The organism is Pseudomonas sp. TE36184, assembly GCF_054060055.1.
The window spans coordinates 1,161,972-1,188,644 of sequence record NZ_JBSSCU010000001.1; the positions used below are offsets into that span (position 1 = coordinate 1,161,972).

A 26,673-nucleotide genomic window follows, 5' to 3' on the forward strand; every position below is an offset into this window, starting at 1 on the left:
GTCATCTATGTGCAGAACGAGCATTTTTGCGACGATGCTCTTACTGGTCACGCTGACTTCAGCTCAAGGCGAAGTACAATACCTGAACCTGCTGGGCCGCTCCGTCGTTGACGGTTATAGGTTACCCTTAGCCGCGGCCGATAGGACTTGGCTAAAAAGCAAAAAAAACCTTGTTCTTGGTGTTTCCGTTGAAGACATCGCCCCGCCCTTTGAATTTGGCCTCGCCTCGCCTGACTATGAAGGTCTGATAGCCGACTATGCCGCCCTGCTCGGCCAGCTCCTGAACATCGAGATCAAGGTGCGCCGATACGAAGCCCATAGCCAGGCGCTAGAGGCATTAAGAGTTGACGAAATCGATATATTGCCTATGACCCATAGCGGGGACTTCTCTGACGTCACCTTCGCCTTTTCTGCGCCCTATTCAGATGATCGCCAGGTATTGGTCAGTCGCGAGGATCCTGAGACTCTACGGGCTTCCAATCTTTCTGGTCAGCGTATTGCCATAGTGGGGAGTTATCGCCGCCCGGAGGTATTTCAATCGGTGTATCCCCAGGCCGAGTTCCAGGTCTACCCGTCCGTACAGTCGGCCATCGGCGCCGTGGCATTCGGCAAAGCCGATGCTTATTTAGGTGAAGCTATACGTGCCAACTACCTGATCAATAAAAACTACCTGAATGACTTGCAGGTCTTGCAAATACCCGCAATTGATCATCAGCAGTTTTCTTTTTTGCTGCGCAAGCAAGACGTGCGCTTACTGAGAATCGTCAATTCGGCTATCGCAGCTATACCATTTTCTGAACGATTGAACATCTTGCGCAGATGGAGCGCCGGAGGAGACGCACTCTCCAGCCAGTTTTTTTTTAACCACACCCTCACCCAGGAAGAACGCCATTGGCTACACAAGCACCCGACTGTTGGGGTGATTGCGTCCAAATATGATATCCCCCTGTCGTTCGTCGATGGTAAAGGAAGGTTTCGTGGTATTACGGCAGATGCGCTGAGTAAAGTCAGCCTGCTCACGGGATTGAAGTTTGAGCTGCGTTATGAAAACAGCCTTTACCCGGAGCTCCCTGACCTTAGTGAGAGCCCTGCTACGTTCGTAGCTGGCCTCGCTAAAAGCCGACGAGGGGCCAAGGATTTCGATTTTACCCGGCCCTATATGATTGAGCCTGTAGTGCTCGTCAACCGCATCGACGGTAACTCTATAAGTGCGCTTGAGCAGATGGACGATAAGCGCTTGGCGGTATTGCGGGACTCACCTGCAAGCGATTTTATCGAGGAGCATTTCCCACAGATCCGCCTGGTAGAGACGAGTAGCGTTACCGAAATGCTCGCGCTGCTCCACCGTAGTGAGGTTGATGCGGCTGCCGCGCCTTTACATGCCATGCGTTATCAAATCAAAAAGTCCTACTCGAACAGCCTGCAGATCAGTGGGTCTATTGACCGGCTATGGATGCAAGCATCATTCGCCACCCCAGGCCAATCGCCGCTCTTGTATTCGATCCTCAACAAGGCGCTGCTGAGCATCCCGCCGAAGGACATGGACGACTTGACCGGCCGATGGCAGGGCGACTTCACCATTGACGACTCCTATTGGGCGCGTCATCGCCAGGACATCATTGAGCTCCTCGGCGCCGGACTTACTGCGCTGCTGATAGCCTTATTTTGGTTGGGTTACCTGATGCGACAAGTGCGTAAGCGTCGGCAGGCAGAGCGTGCCTTGCGTGAACAGATGGCGTTTATGCGTGTTGTGATCAACGGGACACCGCACCCCATTTATGTTCGAGATCGTAACGGGTATATGTTGATTTGCAACAGCGGCTATCTAGATACGGTGAGACTTACATCCGAACAGGTGATCGGTACGCTACTCAACGACAGCGTCCTTGCCCCACCCTCTGCCCAGCAACTTCAACAAGTCTACCGTCACGCCCTGAAACACAACGTTTCCGTGCTGGAAGATCGAGTGCTGACACTCACGTCGGGACAAGTATTGACGGTCTATCACTGGGTGCTGCCCTACCACGATGATAGTGGCGCTGTAGCAGGAATTATTTGTGGTTGGCTAGATATTGGAGAGCGCCAGCAGTTGCTGAATCAGTTAAACGAAGCCAAGGAGGAGGCTGAAATTGCCAATCGTGCCAAAACCACATTCTTAGCCATTATGAGTCATGAGATCCGCACCCCCATGAATGCGGTGATTGGCATGCTCGAAATGATGTTAAAAAGTCATGAAATTCGATCGGCAGACCAGTTTTCTCTTGAAGTGGCTGCCGGCGCAGCGCGCGAACTACAGAATCTGGTAGGCGACATTCTTGATATCGCCCGAATCGAATCCGGTCGCCTATCACTGACGCCTGCACGCATGAGCTTGCGCGATATTGTACAGTCCGCCTTGCGAATGTTTGAAGGCGGTGCGCGGCAAAAAGGGCTTCAGTTGAGGCTTGCTTTCAATCCCGCAGCCAGCTGCGACGTCTGGGGCGACGCTCTGCGCATCAAGCAGATAGTGTCGAACTTGCTCAGCAATGCCATTAAATTCAGTCCCAAGGGTGAGGTCTTACTGCAGGTCCGAGCGATGGAGGATACGACGGACGAGGTGTTGTCGGTGTTAATTGAGGTCAAGGATGGTGGAATTGGTATTAGCGCCGAGGACCAGCTCAAGTTATTCTGCCCATTTTCCCAAGCCAGCAATAACAATCAAAGTGGCCGTAATGGCTCGGGACTAGGGTTAACAATTAGCAGAAGTTTATGCGAAATGATGGGCGGCACCTTGACACTGACGAGCGCACTGGGGCAAGGGACACAAGTTAGCTTCAGTCTACGGCTGCCGACACTCAGCCCGTTACCCGCCCAGGAAGATGAACAGGATATGGTGTCGCCGCTGAGTAAATCGCTGAATGTCCTAGTAATCGATGACTATCCGGCCAATCGCCTGCTATTAATTCAGCAATTGGAGTTTCTTGGTCATCGCGTGGTGAGCGCGCATGATGGTATCGAGGGCTTAAGTGCTTGGCGAAAGGGCGCCTTTGATGCCGTGATCACGGATATTAATATGCCCTTTATGCAGGGAGGGGAGCTGGCCCGCACCATTCGACAGGAAGAGCTGGCGAGAGGGCTCAGTGCTTGCCGAATTTTTGGGTTTACGGCCAATGCGCGCCCGGAAGAGCGCGACAATTGCTTGCTTGCAGGCATGGACGACTGCCTGTTCAAGCCCGTGCGACTTAAGGACTTAAGCGATCTCCTGGGCATTGCGCGTAAACAGGCACTGGTGGAAGCGACGCGAAAGCGAAAACCGGGCAGTGCGAGTGAGCACGTCCGCAGTCTGATTGATATAAGCAGTATCCGAGAACTCGCTCGCAATGACCAGACGGCCATCGACAACCTGCTCAATCATCTGCGCACGAGTAATATTGAAGACTTGCAGCGTTTGAGTGAACTAGATCCTATCCAGAACATCAGCGCAATAGGCGAATTGGCCCATCGTGTTAAAGGCGGGGCGCAGGTAGTTCGAATGCATGACCTGATTAAAAGTTGTGAAGACGTAGAAAGCGCTTGCAGCACACAGAATGGCGAGCGCCTAGGAAGCGCGATCATCGGTCTGGAGCATGCCATGCGTGCGCTGGAAATGGCCTTGGAATCACAGTAGATAGGCGACCCAATTCAACATAATTGCGATGGATAGCTCTTACTTGAAATAGTTTTCCCTCTGTCTGTGAAACGATTGTGCGCGCCGGTGTCTATACCTATGGCCGCGCTAGGAAACCAAGCCTCCAGGAAGCCTGCTTCACAGAGGAGATTCGCTCTGAAAACTATGAGAATATTTTTTTCCCAAGTATCTCAAGTGAAAATCATCGACCTCCAACCAAGTATCATTGGGCGCGTCACGACAACGTAAGCACGCAACGCATACACCGTTTGAATCGAGCTTGATGAAATTACTGTATTTAGGCTGCTCAAGCGCTGATTGGTAAATGTAGTGTATGGCTACACCGACACAAAGTGCCGAAACAATCATAAAAAATATCGTCCACATAGCATTCCCATTAATAACTAACCATGACACACACCTAGAGCAGACCTCGAAAACTTATCACAAGGTATTAGGTATTTTCAGCGTGCTCACCATGCTGACGCGCTTTGCACCCAGGGTAGATTTCGAATTAACTTCAATCATGGCAATCAGCGCTTGTAACGCATTAGCGTCAAGCGCTCCTGGCAACGTGGCTTTAACTTTTGACCTTGACATATCAAAGCTCAGCACATCGAATTTCATGGTGTTATAGACAATAAAATGATGTATGTTCACATCTGTCGTGCAAAAGCTGTAAATATCGATTCCACTGTCGATGGCCACCTCTGAATTGACCAATACAATGTCGAATGGACGCAAAGCATACTGCGTATAGATGAGCAGTTGAGCAAATGATTCAGCAGGCGCGATCCGAAAACAACCATTCAGACTAAGTGTTTTCTCAATAATCATTCGCTGAGCGTCGGAGCTATCAACAATTAACACTCGCAAAGGTGACGCTTTCATGCATGAAATCTCCTTTCTTTGATGTAACAAACTAAGACGGCCGATATCTGTTTGGTGTTTCTCCAGGTCAATGACCAACGAGCCCTGCTGGCAGGCGCCATCCATCGAACTTGTAGAGTAATTAATGCGACACTGACTATCTCATGGAAATCTCTGGGCGTTCGCAAGAAAAATCCCTCAGAATTGAACTCCGATCAACGTATGCCAAGGTAGATCCATTCGGGGCACAGTTGATGCCATACCTTAGGCGAAACCGTGGCAATATTCACTGCGGTATGTCGTCACGATACACACCCAAATTTAATGTGTTTTTGAACGGGCACGGATCCGAAATACCATCTATTATCTTCCCATGTGTAGAAGTCTTCAGAGTAGTATTGTGGCCGGCTGCCGGAATTTTAGAGTCCATTTCGCTTGGTTTATCAAGGTATTTTTAATGCCACTATCTACGCCTCCTCGGACGCATCAACGTCGCTATTTGACAACGGCCGCATGGGTATTGGTGCCTATTTTACTGGGCATATTGATTTTATATGTACAGGCCAGGCTCAATCTTGAGCAAAGCACTGCTCAAACGGCTAGCAAAATAGTACGCGAGATCGATCTTATGCTTGATATCGCGTCCAGCACTGCTCGACAGATCCTGCCGCTGGCTGGGAATGCATGTGATCCATTCACGCAGCAGGTGTTACGTGAGCAAGTTACCCGGCACCCGTTCGTACGCTCCGCGAATTCAGTATGGCGCAACGAAACCTATTGCAGCTCTCTGGCCGGCAGCGTTCAGCTAGAAGAACTGGATCCCAATAATTATGTCAATGGCCAACTGTTGTTGCTGAGTAGTAAGCCGGTAACTGGCGACAGTTCGTACTTGATCTATCGGCTCAATCTTGGAGATCAAAGCGCATTAGTAACAGTTAATGCTTATCATCTGGTAAATGTATTACGCCTGATAGGGCAAGACACAGAGCTAATATTTCAGGCGGGATCAAAATGGCTCTCGGCTAACGGTCAGATTAAATCTGCGGACTTGCCGTTGTTTCCAGTGGCCCCCAGTCATTTACACTCCTCCCGTTATTCATATGGTGTTGAGGGTGGAATGCCTGAGGGCGAGATTTGGCGCTACATGAAATCGCGCTATCCCGCATTATTCTGCCTAATATTGTTTTTTGGCATGCTTTCCGGCGCTATCGGGTACCAACTGCAAAAAGTGTCATCTGCTCCTACTTACGAGTTGCAACGTGCGATGGCTGCAAATGAGTTTATCCCCTACTTTCAGCCGGTAGTTAACAGTCAGAGCGGTGAATGGACTGGCGCTGAGGTACTGATGCGCTGGCAACACCCGAAGGAAGGCTTGGTAAGTCCTGACCTATTCGTTCCTTTAGCTGAGTACTCTGGACTAATAGTGCCAATGACTCGTTCACTACTCCGTCAAACAGCCTCATTGCTGGCCCCTCACTCGCAGTTACTCTGTGATGGCTTTCATATCGCCGTTAATGTCACCGCTCGTCATTGCCATGACATGGCCTTGGTGCGGGATTGCAAAGAGTTTCTCAACGCCTTTCCTGATGGACGTGTTAAGTTGGTTTTGGAGCTTACTGAGCGTGAATTGGTAGTGCCTACTGAAGTACCCCATAAGCTTTTTCAAGAGCTACATGAGCTGGGTGTAATGATAGCCATAGATGACTTCGGTACTGGCCATTCCAGTCTGGGTTATTTACGTGATTTTAACGTTGACTATTTAAAAATAGACAAAAGCTTTGTGGCTATGATCGGTGTAGACGCTCTCTCTAAGCATATTTTAGACAGCATAATAGAACTTTCCGTCAAGCTGGAGCTAGGTGTGGTTGCCGAAGGGGTCGAAACATCAGAGCAGCGTGACTATCTTGCATCGAAAGGCGTGGACCTTCTTCAGGGGTATCTCTTTGGGCGCCCTGTGCCAAGTGATGTTTTCGTTAAAGGTCTGCGTCCACAATAAAGTCCAGTAACTGACCCGTCTAGCATGAAGCCTTGCGCAAAATAATGGGCTAGCGCTTCGACTTCGAGTACCCGATCGAAGTCATGGGTGAAGTAATGCAAGAAGCCATGGCTATGCGGCATGATGCTCCAATTTCAATTCAATAACTGTGTTGCACTCAGCTCCTGCAGCCGCTCCTATAACTCAAGGACGATGGTTAAGTCGTTTGATAGTGTTATTACACGGCGTAGTCGCCTGCAGCTATTTTCCTTCTATATACGGTCATAGCTCGAGTATAACTTAATGCGGCGATAGCTGGGTAGTCTGCAATAAACATGTTCTTAGCGTATTCGTTCCAGTCATCTTCATTCTTGAATAGACCGACTGAATAATATAGGTATTGTATTACCTCTTCAGTGGTCTCTGGTTCTCTAAGTGAAGGTTTTTTTGAATATTCCGCTTCATCTGTGTCAGAGGCGCTTTTAAGTCTTCGCTGTAGGATAGCCATCTCTTCGGAGGTGAAGCTTTTCGATTGCTTGGCAAGCGAAGCAGTGAGCCATTTTGTCAAGTCGGAAATCATGCTTTGCAAGCAGAAATTTTCGCTTTCAATATCGCGTGCGGTATGATGAGTTAGAAAGCTAAATGGGCTTTCTTTCTTTTTCAAAACGTTATAAGATCTCGAGGTTGCGAGGTGAAGCCTTTAGCTGTATTTAATATATTCTGTTTCTGTTCAGGCGCGTCGACCTCGATCATGAATATACCGAGACTACCCATTGTCTCGTCAAATCTCGACCCGGTAAGTGCACGCACGCCTCCTCTACCTATCTCAATAAGATTGATAAGTTGAAAAAAATTCTCTTTTAAACTCTCTTCTCTGCTGTAATGAAGGAGTCAAAGTCTTGGGTGGCGCCTTAGGAAATGACCTGTCGGTTGAGATATCAATATTACTTTTTTTAAATTGCGCTATTTCCGAAATTGGAAGGTGGCGATTTGAAGAGAGGGTTGTCGCTTCATGGTTTTCCTCTAGGCTCTCAGTCGAGCCAAGGGCATGAGATACCGTCTCATTCATGCTTCGTGAGTTTTTTGTAGGTCTCTCTATATATCTTTTGCACATAAATTTTCCTTGAAAGTTTAAAATTTTTGCTAGCTATTGTGCCAATGTAGATTGTAGTCGAAATGCGATTTTACGCCAGTGAGGCTGTATAGCCTTCTGGAGAGGCGCGGGCTTTTGTGTTATGGAAGTAAGGCGCGCGCGCATTGTGTTTAGCTTAGATTGAACTTCAGTTTCTCCAAGGCTTTTTTATTTCTGATTGATGCTTGGATCATTTGAGTAGACATTAAATGTGCTAGCTCCTGTTTAATGACCTACAATCGATGCGATGGTAATACCCTTTACCCCAGTTCTTTGCAGTTGGGTAATTATGTTTTTTCTTATGCTAGGCGGATGCAGGAGCTGAGTGCAACACGGTTATTGAATTGAAGACGGGGCATCATGCTGCATAGCGATGGCCTCTTGCATCACTTGCCCCATCATTTCGATGGGACATTTGAAATCGAAACGCTTACGTGGACGCATGTTCAATTGCAGGGCGATGGCATCCAGTTCTTCCTGGCTGCGTTTCGACAAGTCTGCGCCCTTGGGTAGAGTGCGATTCATAAAGGCCACATTCCAAGCGAATAACCGAAGGCCGATGCCGTGCTCCTGATTTCTTTCTGGAGCATGCCCGCCATGATGCGTCCCGATGCCAAAGTTGAAATCTATGATCCCCCCCCCCTTTTTTTTGCAATGCTGATCAGCGATGGTTAGTTGACTTGCCTAAATCTATCCGGCGTCTGGTTGGAGCGCGCTCCGCGCCACAATGAGAGTCGCGCCTGGCAATCCTTAAAAGTGTACCGGCTTCAAAAGCCGATTTTCGACACAGGTTGTGCGATCCCGGTTGTTTGCTGACCAACTCCAGCTCGCGCATCAGGCTGCGCACTTTGAATCGCCCGATCTGCTCGCCGTCGTCCTGCATCATGGCCATGATGCTACGGCTACCGGGAGCACTGCGGCCTTGGGTGAACAACTCGTTCACCCGACTGCGCAATCGAAGGCGTTCTACTTCCGGTGTGCGGCGCCTGAGACGCCGAGCGTAGTAGCACGAGCGGGTCACTTCAAACACTTTGCACAGCCAATCAACCGGCTCGTGGATGCTCAACTGGTCAATCAGCGCGAACGTTCGAGATCTTCCGACATCAAGAGCGCGGTAGCCTTTTTTAAGATCGATTTTTCCCGCTCAAGGCGAGCAATTCGGACTTCCAGCTCTTGGATTTTCTGCTGCTCCGGGGTCAGCGCTTTGCTCTGCGGGGTGACGCCCGTGCGTTCTTGTTGCACCTGGTCGACCCATCGGCGCAAAGCCGACTCCCCGACACCAAGCGAGCGGCTGGCCTCAATGAAGCTGTAATCCTGCTTGAGAACGAGGTCGGCAGCCTCGCGTTTGAATTCAGGGGAAAAGGTACGGCGTTGTTTGGTCATCTGACACCTCGTTCTGGCGAGCATTCTCGCCTAAATGGGTGTCCGGTTTCATTAGACCGCTACAATACCTGCTTCAAGCTCATAGAGACTGTTGAATTTGTTCAGGTAAAAGAACTCGGATTTCAACGTGCCAAAAAAGCTTTCCATAGCCTCATTGTCATAGCAATTTCCTTTGCGGGACATGCTTGGCTTTGTCGCACGCTCGTTCAGCACGCGGCGGTAGAAGCGCATGAACACCGCCGCGTCTAGGCGGGCAATCAAGCAAGGTGACCCCTAATACGGTCGCTGTGAGGACGGCAGAAAGTAACCGTCATCCCTTACGCTATCGGCCTGCATCGGTAATTAAGAGAAAAATCGCACTTGTCAGTGCGAAACCTCTACCTTGGCGGCAACTGAAGCCATTGTATAGTTGATCTATTCTTGTAACTCGCATTTTGGGGGGGGCGTTCGTCGTCCATCGGCCAAAAAGTTGGTTCCGCCCGGCACGAGGCAATTAAAGATATTTTTATATGGCGAAGGCATAAGCATTCTCTGTAGAAGTGCAGGCGCCTTCTAAGGCTCGCGTATCTGACCGGACTAAGAGCGGGGTCAGACGCCTCCTCGCGATGCAAAAGGGAATTTGCTGGTTCTGTGAGCGTTATGGGAGTGCGTCTGAACTCAGTCGTAATTAATCGTTTTTCTGTCAGCCATGCGAGGAGCAAGCGCCCCCCCCCCCCCATACACTAATTGTTCGAGTTGATAATTTATGCATGTCTACCAGAATACTCATGTAATGATGCCTCGAAGCGAGCGCGGTCTTGGGGAGCACGATCTAAGTGTGCCCGACTTGGAAGCGGCTGAGAGCAGGCGTCAACATTTTACGATGGCATTAAGACCTAGCGCGATATCTAGACTCAATCGGGATCGACGAGCAGCCGCCAAGGTGTTACAGGACATTTACGGGGGGCCAAACAGCAGTCAAGTTGAGCGCCTATCGAAAATAGTGGGTAAAATATTTCGGGCGAAATCTACGATCAATCTCGAGCCGGAAGCACTTTCTCGCATCGATAACTCAATGATCTTCAACATTTGGAAAACCCAGGCCAGTTTGGCTGAGGGTGCAAAGCTGACTGATATGGGCCCTGACGATCAAACGTCCGAAGCGGAACGCCGCGATGATGCCGAAGAAGCGTTATTCGCATACGGCAAAAGCGAGATGGAGGTTGTGCGCAAATACGGCGTGAGACGTAGGGGAGAGAGCTTAAACCCTCACTTTAACTCCCATGCGCGGCCTGTGTATGCGGCCTCCATGTTATTTGGCGAGCAGGGCGGATACCCTGGTGCCGCTCCGGAGTACGGACCTATTGCGTTGATTTTGGGGGATCATACGAAGCGCTACGCCACAATTACGTCTCGAGATAGCGTCCTTTTAGCTCAGGAGGATAGTGAAACCGCAACTGAGGCGTTCGGTGTTTTCGGCGAAACCCCAGAGCAATCGAATCTGCACCCGGTAATTGCTTATGCAGATGAAGAGCAACTGGAGTACTTGCTCGACGACGTATATGGAGCTTCCGAGCGGCCTGATGAGTTTTTCGAAGTTCAGATACATGATGCGATTTCTGTCATGCGGGATGTGGAGCGTGTCGAAGTAGCAGAGGCAGTTGAAGTCGATCATAACATGCTGGCCAGATTGCTTGGTCCACGCAGCACTCGTCGAGCGACTAGTGGTTAAGTCGATATCACAGACGACTCTGCGCGATAGGTTGTTAGTGATGCGGAATTGATGGGTAGCAACGTAGGCGATTCGGTCGGCAAGGGAAATTGTCGGGAGCAACTATGAAACCGTCGTTCGCGTTGAAACCGAGTCTGGTAAGCAGATGCCGGTTGACTTCGCCGTCACTCGACGCTCGGTAGACACGTCTTGACGGAATCATCTTAGGTCGATGGCGCGAGCAAGACGCCCTTGTTGACGGTTGCGATGGAGCATTTACGAGTTTTTGGTGTCTGGGAGAGGGCCTTTGGCCCAATGGTCAGATACTTCGCCGCTTAGGTAAGGCTGAATCTCCCGGGCCGTATCTGCGAACCGAGTAGAGTGCTGCTGCCTTTATTGTCATATCTGAACCAGTGATCGCCTCCCATAACCGCCCCTAAACGAATCATGCCCATTGAGTCGTGCCGACTGGATCAAACTCACGATTGCAGCCGCACGTTTTCCGCTGCGCAGCGACCCGGCAAGTCGAATCAGCCGAAGGGAGGGCGGCCTCGACCGGAAATTTCCAGTCCGGCGTTTGGCGTGGCCGAGTGTTCAGCAGGTCGGCAATTTCGTCCAGTCGCTCCTGCGTAACCAGAGAGCGATCCGTGCCTTTTGGCAAATACTGGCGCAACAAGCCATTGGTGTTTTCATTGCTGCCGCACCGCCATGGGCTGTGCGGATCCGCAAAGTAAATCTTCATGCCAGCATGGGCCGTGATTTCGGCGTGGCAGGCCATTTCACTGCCTTGGTCGTGCGCCATGGTTTTCAGCAGGGTTGGCCCCGATAGGTCGCTTTCCCTGCGTCCTGGAGCAAGGCGGTCTGCGCAGGTGGCTGATGAGTTGACGCTTCAACTCACCTCGCGGATAGGCATAAATTGCCAGATCGATGGTTTTGTGACTCATATATCGCTCAGGGTGATCAGGCCAGATACGACGCAGTCTGCCGGCGATCTGCACATTGGGGGCCATGGACGCTAAACTTGCTCTTATCTATGTAACCATTAATTGCGCCGAGAATTTAGGTCGCCAACTCTCGCCTCTCCAGCAGGCGACGGAAGTTGAGAATGGTGGTTTCGTCTAAAATGTGCTCCAGGCTCAAATCCGAAAACTGACGCAGAGCGCGGCGCAAATGACCCATCGAATACTGTCCATCCGGCACCACCACTCAATCAATCAACATTCCAATCAGCAGCTCCGGGAGCCATACGCGCATAACTAGACAATCGTTGCACAGTACTTATGAGAGCGTAGCGACCATAGCACGCGCCCTCCTTTGAGTATCCATTCGAAATGGGAGATGGCCCTATGGCTTTATACGAACAGGCATCCACTTATATTTTGAAAACTGTTGTCCCGACACCCGGAGCCCCGCTATGATTATCTGATAGATAAAGGGCATTTCGCTTCAAATTTCCTTTATTCATCAACGCTTACCTCAACGCAATCCACCGGCTTTCGTTGTTTTTTTGGAATGACTATGTATAAGCACAAGGTAAAAACTACGTCATCGCGCCCCAGACAACCTGTGGCGTCGCCCGATTCCGAAGCGCACGAACAGGACCTGATAGTCAGTCCGAAGCCATCCTGGATGATCGGAAATAAGTCGGCTGCTTTGTATGGCATCGATGGGAGAGTACCTCAGAATAAGATCAAAAGCTCTCCGACTGAACAATCCACGGTTATTCCGACAGATAAAAAATGGGCGTCATGGGAAAAAATAATGCAGGGAGATCATGATTCTTTAAAGCTTGTACATACTTTAAATACCGGCCACACGGACAGCGAACTATTAAACAAGAGCGCTAATAGCCTCCTCCCCACCTGGAGAATGATTAGCAGCAGCTTGGTAGATTTAAGTACATGGAATGGCGATCGTATAACATACGGAGAGATTCTATTCGTACTAAAAGGACTCCCGTCAAACTTGATAAAAACAGCTGCAGAAGACATCGTATTCAGAAATCATGATTCGGAGGAGTTTAAAAAATTAACAGAATTGGATATTCTCGAGCCCAATCAGATACAAGTGGGAAGCCAATCCGCAGGAAGAAAAACGTTTAGAGGGGCTGCAGGCATTTACTCCACAACACAACTGCTCGAGACAACTGCCCGCAATAGCCGAGAACAGATGACTGGTTATGGCTCCGGCAAAAAATACAATGAGGTTATTGTTACAGGCCAAGGTGGCTTTGATATTCATAAAAACGGGATCCTTTCAACGCCCCTAGAAGTATCCGAAATTATTATTCTGCCAGACCCAAAAGAAAGCGTTAAGTGGAACGGATCTTCTCCTGCGGGACTCAAAGGAAAATTGAATAAATACGTTGACAGGGTCAAAAATGCAAACCCGGGGCTGAAATTAACTTACAATTGGCCGGAACCTCCCCCAAAGACCGTGGAAGAGTTTCGTTTTTAGCGCACACCTAAAATAGGCATTGATTTTTGACGACCTCTAGTTTTAGGCTAGAAATGGAGGTGCGACAGAAATCTTGGGCTCGCTTATACCGGGTGAGCGTAAAGTCGCCCTATTGAAGATGGCCCTTGCGCCCCTGAGCCTCTCGACAGCGGAAGTCGAGCGCAGTAAAGACTGCAGAGGCACGTCTCCCCATTATTGCCCCCCCTCCTGCAAAACCACCACGATGATACGCCACGACTTGGAAATTGTCGTCTACGCCTTGAAGAAGAGGCATGAACGTTAATGCTCATCGCTGTAAATGAACTTAGGCATTTCCCACTGGAAGCGGACTGCCAATAGTCGCAATAGAAAACCGCTACACAGGGTAAGCAGGATCGCTTGCTCGCTGGACATGTCCAGAAAGATGCACAGCATGTAAAACCACGCCGACAAGAACGACACGCAGGCATACAATTCGCGCCGAAGGATCAACGGGATGTCGTTACAGAAGATATCTCGTAGAATTCCGCCAAAAACACCGGTGATGACTCCGCTGATAGAAGCAACGAGCATGCTGTTACCCACCTCCAAAGCGGTCTGGCAGCCGATTAGAGTGAAGGCCACCAAACCAACGGCGTCGAGCGCGATAAACAGAGAACGAAAGTGCCGCATCAGCGGGGCAATAAGGATAGTGACCAGGGCGGCCACAGATGTCAGCACCAAATATTCAGGGTGCTTGACCCAGGTCAGCGGATAATGATCCAACATGATATCTCGCACACTGCCACCGCCCAGAGCGGTTACACAGGCGACCAGCACGACGCCAAACCAGTCCATGCCGCGACGACCGGCAGACAAGGCGCCAGTCATCGCTTCCGCCACAATGGCAATGAGGTAAAGCATCAGCAGCATGATAGTGACTCTTGCAGGGGCGCACCCGATACTCGGCAATTGCCCAGCCCAGCGCTGGAAATAGTCGACTGATCACTCCAGAACTTGAACATCCTCGACCAAAATCGCTTTGATTCGAGCACTATATTAGAGGTCTGAATGGCTGAAAAATACCGAACTAGTTTGCTAGCGATTTTATCTCTCATGCATTGAAAACCTTCTTGGGCAGCTTTTGTTTTTTTTGAAAATTTGTTTTGGAAGACGCAACGCTGGCATGACGAGATTTATTGGCATACCACACCTCTACGATTGTGATAAGGAGCCCTATTTTAGGGGCACGTTACGGCTTTTTTAATCGGGAAATTTCCGGAATATATCAAGATTCTTCTATCGGTACTGGCGTCTGCGGCGCTGAACGCCCAATGTTAATCGCTCCAGCGTTGAGCTCACTGGAATCAACCACAAGCCGTTTTTTAACGTACCAACCATAAAAATAATGCGGTATGCCTTGAGGTCAAATCTATCCGGCGTCAATATGAAGCATGCCCCGCCCCATGATGAGAGTCGCGCCTGACGCTCCTGAAAAGTAACCGTCCGGCCAGCACCCTCTCCTGACAGCCCTCCAAATTAGCCAAGATAGTGGACACCATTTTTTAGTGGACACTATCTTGGATACCGTTGCCCTAGCCCGTCGAACCGGCCGCCGCCCCAACTTCTCGCTGGCGTTCAAACGCCAAGTCGTCGAGGCGCCCCTCCAGCCTGGCGCCTCCGTGTCGTTGATCGCTCGTGAGCATGACGTCAATGCCAACCTGGTGTTTCGCTGGCTGCATCAATATCAGGAAGGGGTATTCGGCGCCGTCAGCCAGAGCGCAACGCTTTTGCCCGTCCAGGTGATGGAGGCGCCAATCGATCTGCCACAAGTCCTCCAGCCACAGGCGGAGTGTCATTCCGAGATCGCAGTTGAGGTCGGAAAAGCCAAGCTGCGTATCACGGGCGCCCCCGATCCGCAGACGCTGCAATTCGTCTTGCAGCAGTTGCTGCGATGATTGCCCCGCCCGCTGGAACCCGTATCTGGATCGCCGCCGGCGTCACGGATATGCGCCGTGGCTTCGATGGTTTAGCGGCACTGGTGCAGACACAGTTGGAAGCCGACCCGTTTTCCGGTCAGATATTTGCCTTTCGCGGACGGCGCGGTGGCCGGATCAAGCTGTTGTGGTGGGATGGCGACGGCTTGCGTCTGTTTTGCAAACGGTTGGAACAAGGGCGCTTCGTCTGGCCGCAAGCAACCAGCGGCAGCGTGTCGCTGACGCCTGCGCAGTTATCGATGCTGTGGAAGGCATTGATTGGCGCAGGCCAATTCGTACAGCGCCCGTCCTCGCGGTCTGACTTGCCGCTCTGAAAAAATCCCCAGTAACATGCGGTCATGACTCTCGTGATCGACTCCCTGCCGAACGATCTTCAAGCCTTGAAGACTCTGGTCTCTGCCCAGCGGGCAGAGATTGAGCGCTTGAAAATGATGATCGCCAAGCTGCGTCGTACGCAGTTCGGTCGCAGCTCCGAGCAACTGAACGCGATGATCGATCAACTCCAGTTGAGCCTTGAAGAGCTGCAAGTCAGCCAAGCCGAAATGACAACGCCAGTCGAACCGGCACCTCGCGCAGTTCCGCGCCGCAAACCATTGCCCGAACACCTGCCTCGCGAAACCCACGTGCATCAGCCCGAGTCGCAATGCACGGGCTGCGGTGGGAAGCTTCGCTATTTGGGTGAGGATGTGTCCGAAGTGCTGGAGTACGTTCCGGCACGTTTCAAAGTTATTTGTCATGTCCGTCCGAAGTGGGTCTGTCGCTGCTGCGAGCACATCGCCCAGGTGCCGGCGCCGAGTCGTCCGATAGCCCGAGGCCTTGCAGGTCCGGGGTTGTTGGCCCATGTGCTGGTCTCCAAGGTTGTCGATCATCTGCCGCTGTACCGGCAGATCCGAGATCTACGCCCGTGAGGGCGTGGAGCTGGAGCGCTCAACCCTGGCCGACTGGGTGGGCCAGAGCAGTCAGTTGCTCAGGTCGCTGATCAACGCCCTTGAGCACCACGTCATGAGCGGTCACAAAGTCCATGCAGACGACACGCCGATTGGCGTGCTCGCGCCGGGCAACGGCAAGACCAAAACGGCTCGCCTGTGGACATGCGTGCGGGACGACCGACCTGCGGGTGACTCGACACCGGCGGCGGTCTGGTTTGCCTACTCCTCGGATCGCAAGGGGCAACATCCGCGCGCTCATCTCAAGGGCTTTAGCGGGATCTTGCAGGCTGACGGCTACGCCGGTTTTGCTCAGCTGTATGCGACGGGCACTATTGAGGAAGCTGCATGCTGGGCTCACGCCCGGCGCAAGTTTTACGATGTCTACAAAGACTTGGCTTCACCCCTTGCCGCCGAGGCGCTGCAACGGATTGCAGCCCTATATGCCATCGAAAGCGAGATCCGAGGGCAGCCGCCCAACCTGCGAAAAACGGTTCGGCAAAGTCGGGCCAGTCCGCTGCTGGAGCACCTGCACGCATGGCTTAATCAGACGCTGACTCAACTGTCGAAAAAGTCGGCATTGGGCGGTGTAATCCTCTATGCCTTCAACCGGTGGCAGGCCTTAACGCGCTACTGCAATGACGGCCGAATCGAAATCGACAACAACGCCGCCGAACGGGCGCTACGCGCCGTCGCGCTGGGCCGCAAAAACTACCTGTTTGCCAGTTACGATGCCGGCGGAGAACGAGCCGATGCGATTTACAGCCTGGAGGGTACTGCCAAGCTAAACGGGTTAAACCCACAGGCCTATCTGACCTACGTGCTTGAGCACATTGCCGAACACCCGATCAATCGGGTGAGCGAGTTGCTGCCTTGGAACATTTCTTTGAATCACACTGAACACTGCGAGGCCGCCTGATCCATGGTTAAAACTGTCCGTTTACCCAAACCCGCCCCCGACCTGTTACTGCTGCACATCGAGCTGAAGTGGATCACTCCGAAGATTTGGCGTCGGTTCGCAGTGCCTGAAAACATCACCTTGGGCAAGCTGCACCATGTCATCCAGGTCGTGATGGGATGGAGATGATAGCCATCTACATGAGTTTGAAATTGCCGGTGAGAACTACGGCATGCCCGACCGGTTGGGGGCCGACGGTGAACCCGGAAGCCCGTAAAACGCTGACCAAGGCGCTGAGCGGAAAGCGGACATTCAATTATCTCTACGACTTTGGTGACAGCTGGCATCACAGTATCAAGGTCGAAAAAAACGCTACCCGCTGTTGCCTGTCCTCAGGTGCCGTACTGCATCGACGGCGCCAATGCTTGCCCACCGGAAGACGTGGGTGGCGGGCCTGGTTACGAGGAGTTTCTGGAGGCGATGGGCAACCCCGATCATCCAGAGCATGACGCCATGGTTGAATGGCATGGCGATGTTTTTGATCCGGTGACATTTGAGTGCGAGCGCGTGAACCAGTGGTTTAAACGGATTAAGGTTTGAGTTGCAAGGCGGTTAAGCGCCGTACGCCTGATGTCGAACGGCTTCTGTTGCGCTGCCGGGTGAGCGTTTTCGCAAAGTCACAACGCTGCGGGCAGTCGCTGCATCCTGTCACAGATGCATGAAGACGCCGAGCAATGATGTCCCGATAACTTAACTCTCGGGAAAACCTCTATCTTGTTTCAATTACTGACATTTGAAGACCTTTCAGGCACGGCCGACCTAACGTTAAAGCCACTCGGATATTAGATGCGAATCACTTAACGGTGTTGATGCTAGCCGACTTAAATCCAAATTCCCATTTCGTTTTTTTATTTCTCTTCTCGAGAGAGACAATATCATAGAGACAATGGAGTCTGCGTTATTGATCCTTATTTTATTTGCATAACTTGGTTTGATACTCATTTTTTTTGAAATCTCGGCAGCTCTCGCCTTAGCCCATGAGTCCTTCCAAAACTGATCTTTAGCCATATGAGTCAAATCCAGCAGACCCCGTTCATCCCGAGCAACCCGCTTAATGATTCGAGACGTGCTAGCGTTAGGATGCGAAAGAGCATGGGCGGCGTAGCTATTAAACCAATAATCTTTTGTATTTAGAAAATGATGAGACAGCTCATGAATAAGTGTTGCAGCAAGACCAGTGGTCGATAAACTTATGCCAGCACTCGTCAAAAACAAACGCCTAAATTTCAGATCCGTCTCTGGAAACACGAAAGCAGCAACTTTACTGTCTCCTTTCGACGGCAAAGGCAGGACCTTTGCAATTTGGTGCTGCCTGCTTTGCCCCATACGATACTTCCCCATCTCCACTTTAATCATTTTCATTCTACGAAGAACAGCAGGCGCAAAATTCATGACCTCACCCTCACTTCTACCTGCCAGGTACTGCGATAGAATGCCCAGCACTCGCGATGACGAACCTAACTCAATAGCTTTAATCGCTGTATCAAGGATATCTATAGACAAATCTAGAGCAGAATCTATTTTTTGCCTATCATCAGGCAACAAACCCGTACGTCCTCTTGCGACAATAGAATAACCATCATTGATGGTCGATACTTCAATATCGTCACCCACCCCGCCATACTCTGACCGCCCCAAATCATCCTCCGCTCGCCTAGAGGTGCTGGAAGTGTGTTGCTCCAACTTGTTGTGGTACATCTCTCACCCCCGATTACTGATATTCGCTCTGTGCCATACGTAGATTCGTCACACTCAATATCGTGCACTTAGCACACAACAATTACATCATCACTACCTTACCCGCAGACCTAGCAAATAATGAAGATAGATATTCGTCACTTGCAGCATCACTGAGCCGCGGCTATTGCCCTTCCTTCCCCTCACTAAAGCCATTTACAGATAAGCCCAAGCAGGTAACAGCCTGTATCCTAGAAGCATCAGCATCCATTCAGGGTCGATCTTATGGAGTAACCAGGCGATAGAGCTCATCTTCTGGAACGCACCCAGAGCAGCGTGCAGACAACTACCACGTCAAAATCATACGATAAACCTATAAATAGCCTTCTTCATCGGTCGAATTCATAGTGGTAAACCACCTCCTACAAGATGTTGTCCCCATAGAGACGGCGTCCAACGGCCGCTGCCTCCTTTGGAATGTAGACCAGACACGACGACGCTGCTCGAGTTTCTGTCAGTACCGATGCTAAACTGCCCCCCCCCGGTCAGTTTTCAACTGGTGTTGACATGAACAACAATCCAGTGTTGCGACGACCGGTTGAATCCGCCCAGTACAGCAGCTCCGATTGGCGCAGTTTTTTGAAAGCGAACAATTTGGTTGCCAGTATGAGTCGCCGAGGCAACTGTCATGACGACGCCGTGGCCGAGAACTTTTTCCAGCTTCTGAAACGGGAACGGATCAAGCGAAAAATCTACATCACGCGGGAAGATGCTCGTAGTGATGTGTTCGATTACATCGAGATGTTCTACAACGTAAAACGCCGCCATGGTTTCAACAATCAGCTGTCACCGGTAAGTTTGAAAAGCGTTACGCAATGAGCTTACAAGGTGTCTAGAGAATCCGGGGTGATTCAGGCCAAGGTTGAGCGTAGAAATAGCCAAGCCTGCGCTACCGAAAATCGATTCCTGACGGTAAAGCGGAAGATGCTCGGCAAACTTCGCGATCATGACATGTGCCAGCAACCCGGCGGTCGGGATGCCCTTATCGATTGGTCTGGGGTTAGCCGGTACGACGTTTACGGGAACAAAAGCTGGCAGCACGACTGCTTGCTGGCCACGGAAAAGCGGTAGCCACCGGCGCACGACATTAGCGTTGATACCGTGGCTCATCGCGATGCCCGCCACGGAAACGCCAGGCTGGTTGGTGGTCTTGCCCGGCGGGCCCGACAGTTACATTCACCAGAACCCGCTGCTGATGCCGACCCGTGAAGACGCACAGATGGCGCCTCGGGATCTGGAGATGATCAGCCCCCGAGCTCATTGGGCAAGGTGTGCACCCTAAGCCCCCTCCATGGCAAGCGCTGAACCCACGACAATGGCGCCGGGTGAACAATAGCCCCGAGGGCACGGGCATAATCCATCACCAACCCAGGCGTCCACGCCATCGTCAACGCGCGCTTGCGTATATGCGCAGCAATCCACAGCTCGGGCATGAGTACGGTGCGCAGCGTGGAGCGCCATTGCCGCCCTCGGCTGGACAACACTCCGTCCATGGCCGCCTCCAGTGCATACGCCACACTGCTCGAACAGTTACGATAGGTTAGGTTGTAGGTGGTTTCCTGCCGATACTTAGCCCAAAACCGCATCAGCGCTGCGATGTTGTATTCATGAAACAGGATCCTCCGGTCTGAATCGCACCAGCTAGCCACTTCGGTGGCGTAGTCCGAGAGAAACATACCAGGCACATCATTATCCCGGGTCGCTTTGAGCAGACGCAGAAACTCAGAAGGTGACCGATCAATGTCCGAGGCCGGGTAGAGGCTGATGTACAGCCCTGACGCCAACTCAATCGCGGCATGCCCGGTTGAAATAACACCTTCAGCGTCAACCGCAGCTATATAGCGATTGATGATCGGCCGCGGAACCGTCGTCGCGCCGGAGGTACCTTCCGGCGTCCAGATATGCACCACTAAAGGCTCGCCACTAACATAATTGGCCTCCCAAGGTTCCTCTGGCGAGGCATTGAGTAAGTCGGTGAGCAAATCACCCGGAGCCAATAGATCAAACGTCGACGCCCCCTCGCGCAACCGTCGCGCACGGCGCGATAATCGCACCATATCGAGCCCGCCGACGATCATCAACGAGCCCAGAAAGAAAAGGACGGTCGCGTTATAGTCGATGGGATAGGGAATGACTAACAGTAGTGCAAACACAATCTGCGCCCCGCCACTGATCAACGAAGATCGCCAGTGTAGGTACCTGACCACACAGGCGCAGGTAATGACCAACACGCCCATGACAAAGTAAGTGAAGCCAAAGACAATCGCCAGCAGCAGGTTGCTGTAGACCTTATCGGATAAGATCAGGGTGGCAACGAAGAAACAAATGCCACCTTTGAAATACAACACAGCGCGCTGCGCGCCCATACCGCTGGAGGCAACGCTCAGGGTGACCAGGCTTTCCAACAGCAATAACAGCCCGAAGATTCGTAGCGGAAAGTAAAGATTACCATCTAGGCCGTCGATCATCACAGCGACGCCCAACGCCCCCCAGATGAACCCAACCACACCCAAGAGTCTTGCACGGGAACGGGTAAATTCTACGCCGAACAACAATAACGCAATCTGGATCATGACAACCTTCCCCTTACGGCATCGAAATACCACGACCAACTTTTCACGTGACGCGCCCACACGCCTACCCTCAAACGGCCCTCAGCGCTAAGGAGGATTCCAGGGCTCAGATCATGGATGGATAGCCATCCGCCGTTATCTTGTCGAATTCGCAAGGCCAAGCACTCAGGCTGGCCAACCGGACTATCCCCAAACCAATGATCTTTAAGTTTGTCTAGATCATTGGGATGTACACGCTGCATCACCCGCTGCTGACTACTCAGGGCGAGAGTAGATACGCCCAGCAGTTGCTGTGCATGGTCGTCCCAGCTGAGCAGGCCGGAGGCCAGATGAAGTTGATATGCCACGCCCTGGTCCGGCACATGCCCGCTCTATGGATCGGGCCGACACAGCCCCCGCGTCGTGGCGCGAATCACGGCAACCAACAAGGCGATAATTGACAGATAGCTTTGCGCAAGTACCAATGGCTCCCCACTCAGCAGCCCGGCCAAGTAAAAGGGTCCTATTCGCTGATCGGTATAACTTACGACCATGACACCCAACACCAGCAGTGCCATCGAGCTCATTCGCCGTCCGCCGACCACTGCAACAACGATAGTGAGTACAAGGGGAAGGCAGGTCAGCATAAAATAGAGAGCAGCACCTGCATTGGTTTGTACGATACTGACTAACCAGTGGGGCGGCCCGCTGAACACGTACCAAGTGACCAGCCCCAACAGCAGCAACCAGAGCGCGCCGAAAAACGCTGCACGAGCCCTCACGGGGCGCGGATGTACCAAGCCCATCACAATGACGGTGGCGAAGAAGATTCCGTTGATCAGCGAAATCCAGGTTGCCCAAAACGCATTCTGCGGAAGGTCATCCTCCATAAGTTCGGCCCCCAATTTGAGCAGAATGACCCACACAGCACTGACGGTGACAGTGGCAACGATCCACACGATAACTTCGTGCAATTCGTCACCCGGGCGCTTGAAGTAGCCTACCAACCCCGCAATTACCAGAGCACCCAACACCCCGAACCCGGCGCTAAAAATGATATGCCAGACACCATAATCACCATGGTTGCCCAGCAGCACTTTGGCGACCAGCAATGCCAGCAGCAAAAGCGGCCAGCGCGAGCGGCGTGAACTTAAAAAGGCCGAGACCGCCACTCCCGCCGGAAACCAGATAATCGCCTTTTGTGACTGAGGATCGTCAAACGCCAATGAGGCGATGGCGACAACATAGTAGGTCAGCGCCCAAAGAACCAAACCGCTGCTGTACCGCAAAACGTTTCTCATGCTGCCTTCTCGTTCCTTGGGTTTGGAATCTGTGCAAAGGGCAGCCCCCCTCCCCTGTACCAACAAGCATAAGTTCGTCCAGTCGACGACCTTGCCGTCAACGGTGATACCGCCGGCTGTTGTACATGGCAAACAGTGTGAATAGACCACACAGCACCGCAGCCAGCCCTGCAAGGCCATGGATGGCGTAGCTCATCGCCGCACCACCGAGCGCCGGCCCTAGCAACGCGCCCACCGCCCAGGCGACCGACAGCGCGCAGTACGCACCGACTAAATCTCCGCCGCGATATCTATCACCAATAACCGTGATCACCACAGTGTAAATGCCGACAAATACACCGCCCCACACGAACAGCAGGCCATAGGCGAGCCACGACTCATCTAGGGCCCAGGGCCAAGCCAAAGCGCCGAGAGTGGACAGCACCGCCAATACCGCAATTAACCGCTGTCGGTCCATTCGATCAGCGATCCAACCGATCGGTAGCTGCAGTACAATCGCTCCCAGCAGCAGGATAGACAATAGCCATGTGGCCTGCTGCTTCAGCCATCCCAGCTTCATGGCGTAAATCACTAGCAAATTCATGCCGGCGCTTTCCAGTGCGCCGTTCAACGCAGTGGCTGCCAATGCTAGGGTCATGAGTTGCCAATAGCGCTTAAGGGATGGACTGTTATCGACCGCTATAGGTCTACTGGAGGATGTCAGCGCAGCCACCAGTACTGCGGCCGTCAGCGTAATGAGGCTGGCAATGACAAAGGCCTGCTCCGACGCGTGCTCGACCCAGGATAAAATAAGCGGCCCAAGGGCAAACCCCAACGATAAGCTGGTTACGTACAACGCCATAGTGCGGGCACGTGCTTCTTCGACAGTGAAGTGATTAAGCCAGCTTTCAGCCACCACCAACACAACCTCACTGAACACACCCAACGCCAACCTCAGCACAAACCAACTGGCCAGAGGCAACACAGGGAACAGCATTAACACCAGCACAGTGGCGCCAAGCGATACCAACAACAGCTGCTTTGGACTGAAGCGGCGGCACATCACAGGCAGCAACGGCGCCACAGCGAACACCCCAATGGCATGCATGGCCGCGTTGAGCCCGATATAAAAATCACTGTAGCCATCGGCGGCCAACGCGATGGCAATCAATGGCGCCGTCACCCCGTAACTTAGCCCGAATACCATCACGGTCAACGTCATGACCGTGGTGTGCTTGCTTGGGAAAAATATCATCATGTCGGATCCCCAGGCTCTCGAAGGTTTTGTGCTGCGGACACGGAAAACGGATCCGACGCATTAGCCTAGTACGAATAAGTGAGTGACGCCCACGTCCAATTTTTCGGCTGGCCCTGGATATCCAGTGCTTCACCGCCGACGCGGGTGGCCGTGCTGACCGACGCCCTGATGTTGTGGTAGGACACATCCACCCCTACCCCCGCACCTTGCAGACTGACATTGTTCGCCACCCCACGCAGCGGCGTATGGCGCAGCGCACCTGCGGCCGCGTCATAGAACGTGTAGACGGTGACTGGCAATCCCAGCGGTAAACGCCAGCCCGCGGTGCCGCGAAACAATATGCCACTGTCGACAGACAGGTAATCTGAGCTGAACGCACGCACGCCCGATGGACCACCCAACACCATCCGCGACGCGCCATCCAGATTCTTAAAGCCTTGCTGGCCCTGCAACTCAGCTTGCAGGTACGTAGAGCCGGTTAATTGCTGCATGCGCGACAGTGCTAACTCTGCCTTGCTGTAGTCCCCCGCCGTTTTGCTTCCGGCTTTATCTTGCAATGCAAATGTTTGGCTGTCGTACTGCAGCTTGCCGTGAGTCAATGTGAACGCAAACTTGTTAACACCATTACGCTCAAACAGCATGTCCTGATGATCACCGGACACCATCAACGCCATCGCATCCGAATGCCGGCGATTCTCAAAGCCCACCTGATTATCGAGATAAATACTGTGGCTATACGTCAGCTGGCCAGACAGGTTAGTTGCTTGCTGACGAATAAACGGATAACTCGCATAGGCCGACCATACATCCGCGGTACCGTCAAACAGCCCGGTGTAGACCCCGCCCAGGTTGTATTTCAAGCGATTGTAACCAACACCACCACGCAAGCCTCCGTTACTGAGCGGAAAATCGTAGACCGCTCCGCCCAAAGTGGATTTACCATCGGAGTGAAACGGCGTACCCGACACGTTCAATCGTAGCGAATCACCCCAACCAAACGGACTATTCACACCGAGCATCGCACTCATGCGCGTACGGCCCGAGTTGCGGCTACCATAGTTATCAATCGACGCATAACCACTGAAAAGCGGGGTACTTTTCACATCCACCGCAACATCCACCGTGCCATCCACCGAGCCACGCGACAGGCGCGAAGCGCCTACGGAGGCACCGGGGATATCATTGATCAACAACCCTGCCCGCTCCAAAATCTCGGTGTTATCCGGGTTATTGTGAAACCGCTCCAGCAGGCCCTCGACCAGCCAATCATTCGCGCGACTTTGATTATTGACCACCACCTTACCAGCCTTGCCTTCCACAATCGAAAACTCCGCACTGCCCTGCACCAGCGCGACCGGGTCATAAGTTGTGGAGGTAAAGCCGTAACCATGCACCGAATAAACCGCACTGATCACTTCAGCGATTTGCTCCATTTGCAAGCCGGTAACTTCGCGACCTATATAGGGCTGCACCGCCAGGCCCAACTCCTCGCTCGAAACCTTGGTATTACCCACAAACTCAAAACGCTTAAGCGCATAGCGTGGCTGTTTCAACGGCTCACTTTTGAGTACGCCAGCCGGTTGCAGGCCGGACTGCGGAGCTTCAAGGTCGCGGGACTCCGACTTTTTCTGCTGCAGAATCGATCCTGCGTTCGGGGCTTGTACCTCAGCGATCGCCGGAGCGGCGACCATCAAAACAATAGCTGAGGTGACCGCATGAACAAGGGAATACTTTGAATAGTTCATTAGACTTCCAACAAAGAAAATTAGCATTTCAATTCACGATGAAGCGTCGCCATTACGAACGATATGATGAACAAACCAAATCGGACAAAAGCTTCAGCGATGTTTTTTAAGGCGCGATTCATCGCATACCAAAAAGGCGCTAAAGGGACGCCATCTTTGCGCTTACCTAAAACACCTGGCAGCGCACTTCAAGTTCAAGGTCACGACGATCAAACAACAATTCGCCGCTAGGTATATAACCGCCCTGACGGCCGCCCATTTGACGGCAGGCGGGAAAGCCCGCGGCGTGGGCCTGCACAACGGATTCGGGCAGTGAGCGCCGAGCTGAGGCATGCGAGTTCGCCACAGTCCGACTTACAATTTCAAGCATCGGCTCATCAACATAAAGATCCAGCAACGCCGAATCGCTTGGCGTGACAGAAGGGCGCGCGGCCGCCTTATACCCCGCTACTACCACAGCATTGAGCGCCTGCGCCTTTAATATCCGGACACCAACACCAGCCATCACCGAATGCACACTCCACACCACTGCGATCAAGGCCGCCAGCAACAAGCATGAAACGCACTGAAGCGAACGAATACTTGGCTCAGCGGAGCGCGAACAAAGGCTAGTAAGCACGAAAAAAAACACTGAATGGGCAATCTTAAACATGGTTATTACCACCGACATTGACGATCACGCGTTTACAGTTGAGCCACACGCCACTCACATATAAATAAACGGAGAAGCACCTTTTTGCGTGGCTTGAGCCCACAGTAGAGGGGAAGAGCTTTTTTTGCTCTAGGAAATTTCGCAAGGATGAGGGGGAAACTTCGCGCGCGCAAAAAGGAGGCTTCCGAAAGTCGGACGCGCGGCTGGGGTGGCAGATCAAAGTACCCACTTTAGGGTGGGTGCCACTTTGCACCAGGCTCTACGGAGAACTTAATCTGATAGTTACAGTTACATCCCATTAACTGTCAGATCAAGTCTGAACGGTCGCGGTAGGAACGGCAGTTACCTGCCCCCGCACAGATCCGTACGTGCGGAACTACCGCATACGGCTCCTGCCTCGGGTATGTGACGCAAAGTCAGGGTAAGGGTGTACATTTCTAGGTCTCGACAAGCACCC

15 protein-coding genes and 8 pseudogenes are annotated in these 26,673 nt (G+C 52.2%); 9 read left to right on the top strand and 14 right to left on the bottom strand.

What is annotated here, in order from left to right; all coding sequences use genetic code 11:
• The first annotated feature begins 34 nt into the window (after positions 1–34).
• Complete coding sequence (locus ACVWZP_RS05255) at positions 35–3,646, top strand: ATP-binding protein (RefSeq protein WP_457369470.1); 3,612 nt, start codon at positions 35–37, stop codon at positions 3,644–3,646.
• A 444-nt stretch (positions 3,647–4,090) separates the two neighbouring features.
• Here ACVWZP_RS05255 and ACVWZP_RS05260 read toward each other — a convergent pair whose 3' ends face one another.
• Positions 4,091–4,537, bottom strand: a complete 447-nt coding sequence (locus tag ACVWZP_RS05260; RefSeq protein ID WP_457369471.1) for a histidine kinase — start codon at positions 4,535–4,537, stop codon at positions 4,091–4,093.
• Positions 4,538–4,973: 436 nt separating this feature from the next.
• On the opposite strand from ACVWZP_RS05260, the gene ACVWZP_RS05265 reads away from it, so the two are divergent.
• On the top strand, positions 4,974–6,512 hold the full coding sequence (locus ACVWZP_RS05265; RefSeq protein WP_457369472.1) for an EAL domain-containing protein: 1,539 nt from the start codon (positions 4,974–4,976) through the stop codon (positions 6,510–6,512).
• A gap of 217 nt (positions 6,513–6,729) precedes the next feature.
• On the opposite strand, the gene ACVWZP_RS05270 is transcribed toward ACVWZP_RS05265, so the two are convergent.
• From ACVWZP_RS05270 to ACVWZP_RS05285, 4 genes and pseudogenes are all read right to left on the bottom strand, one after another.
• A complete protein-coding gene (locus ACVWZP_RS05270) occupies positions 6,730–7,155 on the bottom strand; it encodes a hypothetical protein (RefSeq protein ID WP_457369473.1) in 426 nt (141 codons plus the stop codon).
• A gap of 804 nt (positions 7,156–7,959) precedes the next feature.
• Positions 7,960–8,136 (bottom strand): annotated as a pseudogene (locus ACVWZP_RS05275) (IS30 family transposase); the annotation flags it as partial.
• A 223-nt stretch (positions 8,137–8,359) separates the two neighbouring features.
• Positions 8,360–9,006, bottom strand: a pseudogene (locus tag ACVWZP_RS05280) (transposase); the annotation flags it as partial.
• Positions 9,007–9,069: 63 nt separating this feature from the next.
• Positions 9,070–9,237 (bottom strand): annotated as a pseudogene (locus tag ACVWZP_RS05285) (integrase core domain-containing protein); the annotation flags it as partial.
• Positions 9,238–9,823: 586 nt separating this feature from the next.
• Between ACVWZP_RS05285 and ACVWZP_RS05290 the strand changes: the two are divergent.
• Positions 9,824–10,717, top strand: coding sequence for a hypothetical protein (locus ACVWZP_RS05290; RefSeq protein WP_457369474.1), 894 nt, complete (start codon positions 9,824–9,826; stop codon positions 10,715–10,717).
• Positions 10,718–11,246: 529 nt separating this feature from the next.
• Here the strand turns inward: ACVWZP_RS05290 and ACVWZP_RS05295 are convergent.
• A pseudogene (locus ACVWZP_RS05295) lies at positions 11,247–11,504 on the bottom strand (IS30 family transposase); the annotation flags it as partial.
• 710 nt (positions 11,505–12,214) lie between these two features.
• Here ACVWZP_RS05295 and ACVWZP_RS05300 point away from each other — a divergent pair.
• A complete protein-coding gene (locus ACVWZP_RS05300; protein WP_457369475.1) occupies positions 12,215–13,153 on the top strand; it encodes a hypothetical protein in 939 nt (312 codons plus the stop codon).
• A 279-nt stretch (positions 13,154–13,432) separates the two neighbouring features.
• Here the strand turns inward: ACVWZP_RS05300 and ACVWZP_RS05305 are convergent, their stop codons facing one another.
• Complete coding sequence (locus tag ACVWZP_RS05305) at positions 13,433–14,047, bottom strand: trimeric intracellular cation channel family protein (protein ID WP_457370387.1); 615 nt, start codon at positions 14,045–14,047, stop codon at positions 13,433–13,435.
• A 644-nt stretch (positions 14,048–14,691) separates the two neighbouring features.
• On the opposite strand from ACVWZP_RS05305, the gene tnpA reads away from it, so the two are divergent.
• From tnpA to ACVWZP_RS05325, 4 genes and pseudogenes are all read left to right on the top strand, one after another.
• Positions 14,692–15,069, top strand: a complete 378-nt coding sequence (gene tnpA, locus ACVWZP_RS05310) for an IS66-like element accessory protein TnpA (protein WP_457369476.1) — start codon at positions 14,692–14,694, stop codon at positions 15,067–15,069.
• A complete protein-coding gene (tnpB, locus tag ACVWZP_RS05315) occupies positions 15,066–15,422 on the top strand; it encodes an IS66 family insertion sequence element accessory protein TnpB (protein ID WP_457369477.1) in 357 nt (118 codons plus the stop codon). The genes tnpA and tnpB overlap by 4 nt, the downstream gene beginning before the upstream one ends.
• Before the next feature lie 24 nt (positions 15,423–15,446).
• Positions 15,447–16,953: pseudogene (gene tnpC / locus ACVWZP_RS05320) on the top strand (IS66 family transposase).
• A gap of 3 nt (positions 16,954–16,956) precedes the next feature.
• A pseudogene (locus tag ACVWZP_RS05325) lies at positions 16,957–17,532 on the top strand (plasmid pRiA4b ORF-3 family protein).
• A 225-nt stretch (positions 17,533–17,757) separates the two neighbouring features.
• Here ACVWZP_RS05325 and ACVWZP_RS05330 read toward each other — a convergent pair.
• Positions 17,758–18,690, bottom strand: a complete 933-nt coding sequence (locus ACVWZP_RS05330) for a hypothetical protein (protein WP_457369478.1) — start codon at positions 18,688–18,690, stop codon at positions 17,758–17,760.
• 579 nt (positions 18,691–19,269) lie between these two features.
• Between ACVWZP_RS05330 and ACVWZP_RS05335 the strand changes: the two are divergent.
• Positions 19,270–19,565, top strand: a pseudogene (locus tag ACVWZP_RS05335) (IS3 family transposase); the annotation flags it as partial.
• 19 nt (positions 19,566–19,584) lie between these two features.
• Here ACVWZP_RS05335 and ACVWZP_RS05340 read toward each other — a convergent pair.
• From ACVWZP_RS05340 to ACVWZP_RS05365, 6 genes and pseudogenes are all read right to left on the bottom strand, one after another.
• A pseudogene (locus ACVWZP_RS05340) lies at positions 19,585–19,737 on the bottom strand (IS66 family transposase); the annotation flags it as partial.
• Between the two features lie 236 nt (positions 19,738–19,973).
• Positions 19,974–21,302, bottom strand: a complete 1,329-nt coding sequence (locus ACVWZP_RS05345; protein ID WP_457369479.1) for a hypothetical protein — start codon at positions 21,300–21,302, stop codon at positions 19,974–19,976.
• A 371-nt stretch (positions 21,303–21,673) separates the two neighbouring features.
• Positions 21,674–22,582 (bottom strand): MASE1 domain-containing protein, encoded by a 909-nt coding sequence (locus tag ACVWZP_RS05350; protein ID WP_457369480.1) that lies wholly within the window; start codon positions 22,580–22,582, stop codon positions 21,674–21,676.
• A 97-nt stretch (positions 22,583–22,679) separates the two neighbouring features.
• Entirely contained in the window at positions 22,680–23,819 is a 1,140-nt protein-coding gene (locus tag ACVWZP_RS05355; protein WP_457369481.1) for an MFS transporter, read from the bottom strand.
• A gap of 65 nt (positions 23,820–23,884) precedes the next feature.
• On the bottom strand, positions 23,885–25,564 hold the full coding sequence (locus tag ACVWZP_RS05360; RefSeq protein ID WP_457369482.1) for a ShlB/FhaC/HecB family hemolysin secretion/activation protein: 1,680 nt from the start codon (positions 25,562–25,564) through the stop codon (positions 23,885–23,887).
• A 166-nt stretch (positions 25,565–25,730) separates the two neighbouring features.
• Positions 25,731–26,216 (bottom strand): hypothetical protein, encoded by a 486-nt coding sequence (locus ACVWZP_RS05365; RefSeq protein ID WP_457369483.1) that lies wholly within the window; start codon positions 26,214–26,216, stop codon positions 25,731–25,733.
• Between the last annotated feature and the right edge of the window lie 457 nt (positions 26,217–26,673).